This is a genomic window from Aeromicrobium sp., assembly GCF_037719875.1.
Lineage (GTDB): Bacteria > Actinomycetota > Actinomycetes > Propionibacteriales > Nocardioidaceae > Aeromicrobium.
In genome coordinates this window covers 1-11277 of the sequence record NZ_JBBJMJ010000029.1, presented here as the reverse complement: position 1 = coordinate 11277, position 11277 = coordinate 1, and the positions used below count along the sequence as shown (strand labels likewise).

At 66.9% G+C, this 11277-nt stretch carries 13 protein-coding genes; 6 read left to right on the top strand and 7 right to left on the bottom strand.

Translation table 11 applies throughout. The features are described from left to right. Together WKF39_RS16450 and WKF39_RS16445 are read right to left on the bottom strand one after the other, a co-directional pair. The coding region (locus tag WKF39_RS16450; RefSeq protein WP_340390403.1) for a hypothetical protein at positions 1–771 on the bottom strand (771 nt) is incomplete at its 3' end. Continuing rightward, complete coding sequence (locus tag WKF39_RS16445) at positions 768–1538, bottom strand: phosphosulfolactate synthase (RefSeq protein WP_340390401.1); 771 nt, start codon at positions 1536–1538, stop codon at positions 768–770. The genes WKF39_RS16450 and WKF39_RS16445, both read right to left, overlap by 4 nt. Before the next feature lie 84 nt (positions 1539–1622). On the opposite strand from WKF39_RS16445, the gene WKF39_RS16440 reads away from it, so the two are divergent. Continuing rightward, entirely contained in the window at positions 1623–2150 is a 528-nt protein-coding gene (locus WKF39_RS16440; protein WP_340390400.1) for an AIR synthase related protein, read from the top strand. After that, a complete protein-coding gene (locus WKF39_RS16435; protein ID WP_340390398.1) occupies positions 2135–2617 on the top strand; it encodes an AIR synthase-related protein in 483 nt (160 codons plus the stop codon). The genes WKF39_RS16440 and WKF39_RS16435 overlap by 16 nt, the downstream gene beginning before the upstream one ends. Here the strand turns inward: WKF39_RS16435 and WKF39_RS16430 are convergent. The 3 genes from WKF39_RS16430 to WKF39_RS16420 form a co-directional block, all read right to left on the bottom strand. After that, complete coding sequence (locus WKF39_RS16430; RefSeq protein WP_340390396.1) at positions 2598–3179, bottom strand: MSMEG_0567/Sll0786 family nitrogen starvation N-acetyltransferase; 582 nt, start codon at positions 3177–3179, stop codon at positions 2598–2600. The genes WKF39_RS16435 and WKF39_RS16430 overlap by 20 nt on opposite strands. Further along, the gene (locus tag WKF39_RS16425; RefSeq protein ID WP_340390395.1) at positions 3169–4365 is read right to left on the bottom strand and encodes an MSMEG_0568 family radical SAM protein; all 1197 of its coding nucleotides are present in this window, start codon (positions 4363–4365) and stop codon (positions 3169–3171) included. Before WKF39_RS16425 ends, WKF39_RS16430 begins: the two co-directional genes overlap by 11 nt. 102 nt (positions 4366–4467) lie before the next feature. Continuing rightward, positions 4468–5094 (bottom strand): hypothetical protein, encoded by a 627-nt coding sequence (locus WKF39_RS16420; RefSeq protein WP_340390393.1) that lies wholly within the window; start codon positions 5092–5094, stop codon positions 4468–4470. 145 nt (positions 5095–5239) lie between these two features. Here WKF39_RS16420 and WKF39_RS16415 point away from each other — a divergent pair, with 145 nt between their 5' ends. From WKF39_RS16415 to WKF39_RS16400, 4 genes are all read left to right on the top strand, one after another. Continuing rightward, positions 5240–6214 (top strand): carbamate kinase, encoded by a 975-nt coding sequence (locus WKF39_RS16415; RefSeq protein WP_340390391.1) that lies wholly within the window; start codon positions 5240–5242, stop codon positions 6212–6214. Continuing rightward, positions 6211–7749, top strand: coding sequence for an FdrA family protein (locus tag WKF39_RS16410; RefSeq protein ID WP_340390389.1), 1539 nt, complete (start codon positions 6211–6213; stop codon positions 7747–7749). The genes WKF39_RS16415 and WKF39_RS16410 overlap by 4 nt, the downstream gene beginning before the upstream one ends. Before the next feature lie 115 nt (positions 7750–7864). Next, positions 7865–8155, top strand: coding sequence for a hypothetical protein (locus WKF39_RS16405; RefSeq protein WP_340390388.1), 291 nt, complete (start codon positions 7865–7867; stop codon positions 8153–8155). Next, a complete protein-coding gene (locus tag WKF39_RS16400; RefSeq protein ID WP_340390386.1) occupies positions 8101–8913 on the top strand; it encodes an MSMEG_0565 family glycosyltransferase in 813 nt (270 codons plus the stop codon). The genes WKF39_RS16405 and WKF39_RS16400 overlap by 55 nt, the downstream gene beginning before the upstream one ends. 68 nt (positions 8914–8981) lie before the next feature. Here the strand turns inward: WKF39_RS16400 and WKF39_RS16395 are convergent, their stop codons facing one another. Together WKF39_RS16395 and WKF39_RS16390 are read right to left on the bottom strand one after the other, a co-directional pair. Next, positions 8982–9467 carry an MSMEG_0572/Sll0783 family nitrogen starvation response protein gene (locus WKF39_RS16395; RefSeq protein ID WP_340390384.1) on the bottom strand — a complete coding sequence of 162 codons (486 nt, stop codon included), beginning with the start codon at positions 9465–9467 and terminating at the stop codon, positions 8982–8984. Between the two features lie 306 nt (positions 9468–9773). Then, entirely contained in the window at positions 9774–11114 is a 1341-nt protein-coding gene (locus WKF39_RS16390) for an FAD-dependent oxidoreductase (protein WP_340390382.1), read from the bottom strand. Positions 11115–11277: the final 163 nt, after the last annotated feature.

Sequence of the window (11277 nt, the reverse complement as noted above, 5' to 3'; positions counted from 1 at the left end):
ACACTTGGTCAGGATCGCGCCGGTCCCACCGGCCCTCTTTCGTGGGCAGATGTCGACCTGGTCGGCGGGCTCACCGTAGAACCACTCATGGATCTGTTGCGATCTCTCACAGCCGATCAGCGTCCACGGTTGGTGCGCAGGACGTTCGTCCAGGTAGGCCGTGCTCGCACCGTCGATGGACACCCCACCGCCGCGGCACGGCAGGAGGTAGTTGGTCGATGGCCTGGTCAGTGCCAGCTGTTCGAGCTCGACGACGTCGGGTATCAGCTCGATCGGAGGCAGGTGCTCGGCCGTTTCCAGCACGCGCCGAGTCTGGTCGAACAGTTTCGCGGGGTAGGGCGGCACCACCTCGCGAACCGTCACCCGAAGCGGCGCCGAGTCGATGAATAAACAGACATGGCTGTATCTGCCTTGGACCACCACACCCCGCTTGCCTTGCGCATGGGTCAGCGCGGCCTGTGCCAGGGCGGTGGGCACGGCCGTATCGACGTCAGAGTCCTCGACGTAGGCGCAGTCGGCCGCCCCGACCAGTAACTGAACTGCAGTGATGGGTGCGAACAGCGGCTCGTCGGTTTCCTTCCGCACAGCGATGATGGCCGTCTGCAGACCCTTGCGGACGACGATGAAACGAGTCCGACGGTAGGCCTCGCGTCCGACGAAGTGTCGTGCCAGAGAAGCCTCATCGAGCTCGCAGTCGACCGTCGTCACTGCTACCCCGCGATATGCGCCCGGCACGACGTTGCGTCCAATGGGGGCGCCGGGCTGAGTCACGCGGGCTGCCATCGCCGGGAGAGGTCGCAGGTGTCGGCTCGCAGCCCCAGCCGCACGGTCTCGACGGAGAGCACCTCGTCACAGGGGCTGTTGGCCAGGTTGACGTCAGGACCGAACCTGCGGATCAGCCACGCCTGCTGGTCCTTGCGCGGGGCCTCGAAGAGGATCTTGTCGACCCCGCCGCCGGCCACCGCCGCCGCTACGACGTCCTCGCGAATCGAGCCGTCAGTGCGGTAGATCCCGACCGTGCCACTCTCTCGACCCTCGGTGATCACCCAGCGGGCACCGGCCGCGAGATCGCCGGCAACCTCATCGGCCCATTGCTCGGCGGTGAGGACCTGGTCGTGGTCCTTGCTGCCGACCTCCGACAGCACCACGAACGACTCTGCCGCCCGGCGCAGGAGCTCGTGTTTGTCGGCCAGGGTCATCGGCGCAACTCCGCGGGAAACCTCGACGCTGTCGAATCCGACCTCCGCCGCCCACTCCAGGCATTGCTCCGCCTTTCCCTGGGTCCAGGCGATCTCGAGCAGCGTCCCGCCCAGGCAGGCCCGTATCCCGACCGCTCTCAGCAAGCCCAGCTTGGCGGTCAACGCGGTGTCGAGATAGGCGGTTCCCCAACCGAACTTCCACACATCGATATGGGCAGCCGCGGTCAGGACCGACTGGGTCGACTCGACCGTCGTTCCCTTGTCGAGGACGTGGGTGAGACCCACAGTCCTGGGCTTCGCGCTGCGCTCTGGCAGGCTGAGGAACGTAGGCGCAGTCACGTTGCCTATACTACATGTATCATTCACTTTCCGACAGAGATGGTCAGGTCGTCGGACGTGCCTTCCCAGCCGCGAGGGGTATCCATGAGCACCGGTGCAAACCACGGGGTCGAGCTCGACGAGCTGGCCGGCTACCTGCGATCGCATCCGGCGCTTCGGGCCAAGAGCGAGATCAAACTGGTCTCTGACGTTCTCGGCAGTGGGAACTGGATCCACGGACCCGGAGACGACGGCGCGGTGGTGGCGGCTCGACCCCGGATCGGGCAGGACGGCCCCGGCGAGGATCAGGTCATCGCCTGCGGCGAAGCGTTGCTTCCAGCGTTCGTGGCCTCGGACCCCTACGGCGCCGGTGTCGCCGCCGTGCTGGCCAACGTGAACGACCTTGCCGCCATGGGCGCGATCCCGCTGGCAATCGTCGACACGATCGTCGGCAGTCCCGAGCTGGCCCGAGCGGCTCTTCAGGGCATGAAGGCGGCGTGCGGGTGGTACGACGTCGAGCTGGCCGGCGGTCACCTTACGGTGCACGATGGCGCGCCCGCGCTGTCGGCGTTCGGCGTAGGTCGGGCCGCGCTGTGCTGTCCACGACGAATGTTGCCGTGGGTCAGTCGCTGATCGTGGCCGCCTGCACGGCTGGGGCGATGCGGACCGACTTTCCGTTCTTCCGTTCGTTCGACGAGCGCGGGACCAGGCTGGCCGACGATGTCCGCGTCCTCGCTTCCGTTGCGGCCTCTGGGGCCTGTGTCGCTGCCAAGGATGTCAGCATGGCCGGACTCGTCGGCTCGTTGGCCATGCTGCTCGAGTGGAGCCAGCTCGGCGTGACCGTGGATCTCGACGTCGTCCCGTGCCCGGCCGGGGTGGCAATGCGCGACTGGCTGACGTGCTTCCCGGCGTACGGGTTCTTGCTGTGCTCCCCACCGGGACGCGAGGACGACTGCCTCTCGGCATTTCATGCACGCGATCTCGAGGCCGCAGTGGTTGGGGTGATCGACGAGTCGGGGCTCGTGGCCGTGCGCTCGAAAGGCCAGCAGGCCACGGTGATCGACCTCGCACTCAGCGGGGTCACAGGTCTCGCGCGTTGACCCCGGCCGCGAGCTTCCCGACGATCGCGATGCCCTCGTCCTGGGTCGGCAACTCGATGCTCATGGGCTGGTGGACGAGACCCGCGTAGATCTCTGCATCACCCACCTTGGTCCAGCCCAGCCGCTGAAAGAATGCGATGTTTGGGAGCTGGATGTGGGCGATCATCCGCTGCCCACCGCGCGCCGCTGCGGTCGCGACCGCGCAACGCACCAGGGGAACTCCGAGGCCGCGCGTCCGGTACGGCGAGAGCACGGCCAGCCGGTCGCCCTGCCAGAGGCCCGCGGTCCGGTCGAGCAGGAAGAGCCGCACGGTCCCAGCGGCGACCCCGTTGTGATAGCCGAGCAGAGCGATCGCGGACCCGTCCTGATCGTGGGCGTCCAGATCTGACTCGGCGAAGACGGCCTGTTCGTCGACGAAGATCCGGTGCCGAATGGCGAGGTGGTCGGCGCGCTCGGCGGCCGAACGAGCTTGTCTGCAGACGATTCCGGTGCTCGCAAGAGGCTGGCCGCGCAGGGCTTGCTCCGGCACAGCTGCGTCGGTCAGGTTCAACTCAGACTGCATGGGGGATCTGTACCGGACGCGGGCCGATCTGCAGGAGGGCCTGCACACTCGCCAGGCCGGAACACGCCTGGCATCGGGCACAGCCGGCCTTGGGAACGCTGGCATCCATCCCTCGCTCGCTCATGTAGCTGGCCACCTTGCGGTAGATGCTCTCTGTGTACGCGCGCTCCGGTGGCAGGACATCTTCCATGAGGCTGCCGGCCACTGGCCGGATGGGTACGACGAAGGGGAACACGCCCATGTCGATCGCCCGCCGGCAACCTTCCACGGTGAGCTCCGGATCCTCGCCCATTCCCAGGATGACGTAGGTGGAAACCTGACCTTCTCCGAAGCGGGAGACCGCGCGCTCCCATGCCTGGAAGTACTGCTCGATGCCGGTGCGAGCTTTCGCGGGCGCGACCTGCGCGAGCACGTCCGGGTCGAACGACTCGACGTGGATGCCCACCGAGTCGATGCCCAGGTCGGCGACCTCGTCGATCACGTCGAGGTTCCTCGGTGGCTCGAACTGGACCTCCACCGGCAAGCCGGTCGCCTCCTTGACCGCATGGCCGCAGCGCGCGACGTACCGCGCGCCACGATCGATGCCGTTGGAGCTTCCGGTGGTGAGCGTTGCATCGACGGCGCCGTCGAGCTCCTTGGCCGCCATCGCCACCTCGGCGAGCTGTTCTGGGGTCTTCTTGACGATGGTGCGACCGGAGTCAAGAGAGACTCCGATGCCACAGAACTTGCACTGGTCGTCGTTCCCCCAGTACGAGCAGGTCTGCACCACGGTGCTGGCGAAGGAGTCCAGATGGAGGAGGCCGATCTTCCAGTAAGGTACGCCGTCGGCTGTGCTGAGGTCATAGAAGCGTGGGCGCCGCTGGGTCGAGGCTCCCGCCAGCCGCTGAGCTCCTTCGAAGATGGCATAACCGTCGTCCTCGGCCTTCAAGACGTACGGCGAGCCTGCCGCCGCCGCGTTGTCCGTCGGGACCGTGATCGGGAAGCCGCCAACCCAGAGCATGCCGGAGTCCGACGGGCCGGCACCGCCCTCGCGCCGTTCGAGCGGCGCCTCGACCCGCAGGCCACGAGCCTGGAGGTCGACGACCAGCGTCGCCAGCGCGGCGGCGGCGGCCGCTGGCTCCAGCTGCTGTGCAGGCGGCGATTCGAGCGGTGTCGCCACAGCGGAGGACCCACGACTCTCGTTCATTGCACTCTCCCAAACTCAGTGATCTCGCGTTTACTTCGCGACACGAATCATAACCTTTAGTAAGCCATCTTCCGGTCTTGATGTCAAGGGAACAGACGCAGCTCACGAAGCACCGGACAGTCCGGCTCGGATGTCCTGCGCCGCTGCAGCCCAGGCGTCGCGATCTGGATACGCCCATACGTGCGACGGCGTCGCCGTCGACTCCTCGCCACGACGGACCAGCTCGATCGTGTACGTCGGGCTCTCCAGAAACCCGCCGGCCTCGATCGACATGATGAGGCTCGAGCCGGTCGGCACATGCGTCTCGACCTGTCGATAGCTGCCGCCCAGGACGTCGGCCGGGTCGGCCTCGGTCACGAGCCATTCAACTCCGTCGGCTCGCGCAGCCGCGATGCGCATTCGGAAGGATTCGGCCGCGCCGGCGGCCTGCAGCTCGCGGCAGCGCAAGGCCGAGGCCGCGTCGACCACGGCATCCGCTGGCAGCTCGCCCAGACTCAGGGTGGCCGCAGCCGCGAGCTCTGGCAGCAGCCCGATCAGCTCAGCGCGTCGTTTCAGGACCGTCGAGATGTCAGGACAGCTCCGACGAACCTCGTCGGCGACGAGCGCGACAAGTGTCGTCGCCCGCTGGTAGCCGGCCGCAACCGTCAAGGCCATCGGGTACAGGCGGGCTTCGGCGGCGGTGAACCTCGCCATCGCCTCGACAGGGATGTCGACGACAGCGCCAACCATGTCCTCACCTCGACTCAGAGCGGGCGCCTTGTGCCTGCCCAGGCCGTTCACTATCGTTCATGCATGCCCAGTATGCTAAACGTATCCCCGAATTTCCACAGCAACCGTCACTGTGTCGGCTGATTATCCATCGAAGCGAGGAGTCGTGACCAGGACCGCCGTGGTTGCCCTTGGTGGGAATGCTCTCGCTGCCGAGGGTCAGCAAGGGACGTACGACGAGCAGCGCGCCAACGCCGCAGCGATGGCCGTGCCCATCTGCGCGTTGCTCGATGCTGGTTGGCGCGTCGTCGTGGTCCATGGCAACGGCCCCCAGGTCGGTAACCTCGCGATCCAGCAGGAGAGGGGACGCGGCGACGTGCCCGAGATGCCGCTGTTCAGCCTCGGTGCCATGACCGAGGGGCAGCTGGGCTCGCTGATCGCGATCGCGCTGTACAAGGTCTGCGGACGACGCCATCCCATTGCGGCCCTGCTGAGCCATGTCATCGTGGAGCTCGACGACCCTGCGTTCGACCGACCGACGAAGCCGATCGGACCGTTCTTCTCCAAAGACGCGGCGACGCGCTTGGCCCGCGAGCGCGGTTGGGACGTCACCGAAGACTCCGGCCGCGGGTTTCGCCGTGTGGTCGCATCCCCGGAGCCGAAAGGTTTCGTCGAGATCGATGCGATTCGATGCCTTCTCGACGCCGGTCATGTCGTGGTCACCGGCGGTGGGGGCGGGATTCCGGTGGGTCGCCGCGGGCAGGACTGGGACGGGGTGGACGCGGTCATCGACAAGGACTACGCGGCGGCCGAGCTCGCCCATCAGCTACAGGCGGAGGCCCTCGTCCTCGTCACCGGTGTGCATGCCGTCCACCTCGACTTCGGCAAGGAGACCCAGCGCCGGTTGACATGGGTGGACGCGGTGGAAGCCGAACGGCACCTGGCGGCTGGGCAGTTCCCGGAGGGCAGCATGGGGCCGAAGGTGCGTGCCGCGACCCGGTTCGTTCGTCGCGGCGGGCAGGTCTCGGTGATCACGACAGCTCAGCTCGTCGTGGCCACCCTCGACAGCGCCGACCCGGCTGACGAGTCCTTAGGGACGCGGATCGTCACTGTCAAGAGCCGCGAGGGAGCCATCGCATGACCATGGCCATCAAGTTCTTCCGCGACACCTACGTCGACTCCGTCGTACAGCTTCGTGGCATGCGGGCGATGCGGGAGACCGAGGGCGTGGACTGGGCGAGTGCGGCCATGGCCACTCCCGCGAACGTCGAGACACTTCGCGCGGAAGGCATCGAGCCGGCACAGGTAACCGACGCCGGATCGAACGACTTCTTCCTCGTCGTCCGGGCGGCCAACGAGTCCCAAGCCGCGGAGGCGCTGGCCGTCGGCGAGTCCACCGTGTTGTCGTCGGGTCCGGCCGGCGACGGGGATCGCCAGCACGACGCGCCACGCTCCCTGCGCGATGCACTGCGCGCCCAGCCCGAATCCAACGTCGCGGTGATCTCGGTGCCAGGCGACTACGCCGCGCTGGCCGCCTACCAAGCCCTCTCCTCGGGCTTGGACGTCCTGCTGTTCAGTGACAACGTGCCGCTCGCCAAGGAGAAAGCGCTCAAGGACCACGCGCTGAGCCGCGGCCGCCTTCTGATGGGACCCGGCGCAGGCACCGCGCTGATCGGTGGCACCGGCCTGGGCTTCGCCAACGCGGTCGCGCCCGGAAGCGTCGGCATCGTCGCGGCTGCCGGCACCGGCGCGCAGGAGGCGATGTCACTCCTGGACCGTTGGGGCGCGGGCGTCAGCCAGGTCATCGGCGTCGGTGGACGAGACATGTCGTCGGAGGTGGGCGGGCGAATGACGCGCTCGGCTATCTCGGCGCTGCGCGAGCACCCCGCGACGGAGGTCATCCTCTTCGTCTCCAAGCCGCCTTCGCCCGACGTCGCCACGGCGGTGCTCGCGACCGCGGGCGAAACCCCCCTGGTCGCGGCGCTGATCGGGCTCGACCCCGAGTTCCCGGCGCCACCAGGAGTCGTGCTCGCCGATACGCTGGAGTCTGGGGTAGTCGCTGCGCTCGGCCTCCTCGGGATGACTGCGCCCGACACCACCCAGACGTTGGGCCCGTCGGTGGAGCTGTCGCTGCAGCGGATGAGGCCGGGACGCTCGCTGGTCAGGGGCCTGTTCTCGGGTGGGACGCTGTGCTACGAGTCCCTGGTCATCCTGGGCCGGACGATCGGCGAGGTTCGCTCCAACACCCCGATCACCAAGGAGTGGGGGTTACCTGCACCGGACGGGTCTCACCAGTGCCTCGACATGGGCGAGGAGGAGTACACCCGCGGACGTCCGCACCCGATGATCGACCCGGAGGCTCGGGTCGAGCTGATTCACGAGCACGCCGCAGACCCCCAGGTCGGCGTGATCATCCTTGATGTGGTTCTCGGCTACGGCGCCGACCCCGACCCGGCTGGGACTCTCGCTCCGGTGTGTGAGTCGGTCATGGCCGATGGTGGCCCGCAGGTCGTTGCGTACGTGTTAGGAACCGAGCATGACCCGCAGGGCTTCACCGCTCAGCGCGACCGGCTGGTCAAGGCTGGCTGTATCGTCACGGAAACCGCGGCACGGGCCTCGCTGGTCGCCGCGGCGATCGCCACCGGCGATCCGAGTCTGGTAAGGATCCCGCTATGAATGCCGCCCTCGCCCGACCCGGTCAACCGCGAGTCGCGTTGGTCAGCTACTCGACGAAGCCGCGTGGTGGCGTCGTCCATACCTTGTCGCTGGCGGAGGCGATGGTAGAAAGGCGATGCCAGTGCGCATCGTGTCGCTCGGCGATCCGGAGCAGGGATTCTTCCGTCCAGTGCGCGCGCCGTACTCTCTGATCTCACCGTCGCCACCAGCCGACACCTTGGAGGCGCGGGTCTTCGCCTCGATCGACGACCTCGAGGCGGGGCTGTCCGAGATCGCCGCCGAGGTGGACCTGTTTCACACGCAGGACTGCATCTCGCGTGCGGCCGCGCGGGTGCGGACGCCGGCGCGAACGTGCGTGTCGTGCGCACCGTGCACCATGTGGACGACTTCACCACGCAGGTGCTGATCGACTGTCAGCGGAAGGCCATCGAGGAACCGGATCAGCTGGTCGTCGTGAGCGAGGACTGGCGTAACCAGCTGAAGGCCGACTACGGGGTGGACGCCGTCGTCATTCACAACGGTGTCGACGCCGCTCGATTCCCTCCCATCGATCCCGGCCGGCGCGCCGGGCTCCGCGAGCGCGCAGGGCTGGCTGATCGCTTCGTCTTCTTGTCTGTTGGGGGCATCGAACCCCGCAAGGGCAGCATCTTCCTCTTCCAGGCGATGGCCATTCTGGCGCGTGAGCTCGACCCTGCGCCGGCGCTCGTCGTGGTCGGCGGTCACTCGTTCCAGGACTACAGCCGATACCGCGACGAAGTTCTCGCGACCTTGCCCGGGCTGGGGCTCGAGCTCGGTAGCGATGTCGTCCTTGCCGGTTCGATCAGCGATGCCGAGCTTCACGAGTGGTATCGCAGCGCCGATGCGTTGGTCTTCCCCTCGGTCAAGGAGGGCTGGGGTCTGGCCGTCCTCGAGGCGATGGCGTCCGATCTTCCGGTGGTTTCCAGCGACATCGCGGTCTTGCGCGAATATCTCACGCAGGACGAGACCGCCGTCATGACCCAGGTGGGCGACCCGGCATCCTTGGCCGGGGGGATGCACAGGTTGGTCGCAGACGAGGCGTTACGCAGGGCCCTGATTCGTGGCGGTCGCGCCCTGGTTCCGGCCTTCAGCTGGGAGCGGGCCGCGGACGAGCACGCCCGCTTGTACGCCCGAGTGCCCCGCTGACCGCCGCGTCCTGAGCCCACGGCGGAGCCGCCGCGCGATCCAGCCGCGGCGCCCAGGGTCGAAGTCGATCAGACCGTCCAGGTCTGCATGATGAGCGCGTTGCTGCGCCGCGCCGTCAGCACAGCATCCAGGACGTCGAGCGGGTTGATCGGCCTTACGCCCTCCATCATGTCGATCTCCCGCATGCCGTAGAGCGCCGCTGCTGAGAACCTGCACGCGTAGACATGGCCGCCTTCGTCCATGAACGTCTGCAGTTGCTTGTTGTACCCGAGCGCACCTGGGAAGGCCTCGTCACCGACCTTGGGGTAGCCGCGTGCGGCCGACGCCATCAACGAACCAGGGCCATAGAGCACGAGGTGCGTGTCGAAGCCCTTTCGGTTGATCCGTGTCGCGGTCAGCATGTTCACCAGGCCCACCGAGCCCTCGAAGGGCACCGTGTGCATCAGGATGTAGGCACTCTCGCCCTGCTCCGCCTGGATGTCCTCGAAGACCTTGTCTTCATAATCGACGATTGCGTCGCCCTTCTTGACGCGCTCACCCACGATCTGAGCCATTGCCAAACTCCTTCTGTTGTTGGGTTGAACTCCTCGGAATATGTGCTTGCACGGCCGAGCCGTGCGGTTGGGGCGGTGGTGCCCAATGCTGGCGATGGCTCCCCGGCATCATCAGCATGATCTTGTGCCGCAGCGGCCATGGCAGCACCCGGTAGATCGGGGCGAAGACCCGTAGCCAGAACAGCTCACGGAGGCCGCGCGGTGACCGAGGCGCTTGAGCTCCGTGCTGACGGGCTATGCGGTCTTGTGCTGCTATCAACAGATAGTGTTCTGAGTTGCTACGCAACCACCGGGAGAACGACATCTTCAGCTCTTCTGCAATGCGTCGATGCCGTTTTGGGCGGCGACCACAATCGGCTCGTTGAGCGCCCCGATGGCCGGTGAATAGACGTTCTCCATGCGTGCCAAGTCACGCAAGGTCAGGCCGAACTTGACCGCAACTGCGAGGAAGTCGGCGCGTTCCTTGATGCCCTCGCCGCCGACCATCTGCGCTCCGAGGAGTCGCAGACTGCCGGGCGCGGCCAGCAGTTTGACCTTGACCGGTTTGACGCCCGGGTAGTAGCGGGCTCGCGAAATGCCCTGCGCGGTGCCGACGACGTACGGGATCCCCAGCGCGGTGGCGGTCGTCTCGCCGAAGGACGCACCGCCGATGATCCACTTCCCTGCGGCGGTGCCCCAAGGCACGTAGACCGCGCTGTAGGTGCGCGAGCCGCCGGCGGCGGTGCTCCCCGCGGTCTTTCCTTGCGCGTACGCGTGGCTGCCCGTGAGGCCTTGGAGCGGGACGCCCGTCAGTCCGTTCGGGACTTCGGTGCAGTCTCCCGCCGCGAAGACTCCGGAGACGGAGGTCGCCATGCGCTCGTCGACGACAAGGCCGCCGGTGGACCCGACCTTGAGCCCGGCAGCGACGCCCAGCGCGTTGTTCGGCTCCTTGTGGGTGCAGATCACCGCCAGGTCGGCTTTGATTTCACCGTCGGACGTCTGCACCGCAGACACGTGGCCGTCGGCACCGACAAACGCCTTCAGGGTGGTGTTGAAGTGTGCAGTGACTCCGAGCTCACGCCAGGAGTCCTCGACCGGCGCCATGATGTCGGGATCGGCGATCTCCGACATGGGCCACGGACTCGGGGCTACCAGGTGGGTCTCGATCCCGCGGTGCGCGAGCGCCGTGACCATCTCGACGCCGAGCGGGGAGGCCTCCACGACGACCGCCGACTTGACCGTGTCCAAGACCTTGTCCCATTCGATGGCCTCGCGGATGTTCTTGACGTAATAGAGGCCCTTGAGATCGCCGCCGGGAACCCCCGGATCCGCGTAGTTGAACCCGGTCGCGAGCACCAGGGTGTCCCATGAGACCTCACCGAGGTCGGCGACGTGGACCACCTTGCGCGTGACATCGACGCTGGTGACGTTGGCGTTGTAGTGGACATCGATCCCGGCGTCGACGTAGGCCTGCTTCGACGCGAGGAACAACCGCTCAAAACTGTCGATCTCCTTGCCATGGACATAGGGGATGCCGCACGGGCTGTAAGCCGCATCGTCGAACCCTGTGTAGACCACGACCTCGCTGTCTGGGTCGACCGCCTTGGCTCCGCCGGCCGCGCCCATACCTGCTGCTCCGCCACCGACGACTACGATCTTGCGCGTCACGAATACCTCCGTCTGCGGGAGCCGACTCATGGAGTTCGCCCACCATGGTTGACTTTCGTTTACTATATTGCATGCCGCCAAAGCGTCAAGGGGATACAGGACATGGCCGACACCAAGCACACGTCTGCGAGTTCCGCCCGGATCGAGGAGCATGTGGACGGAA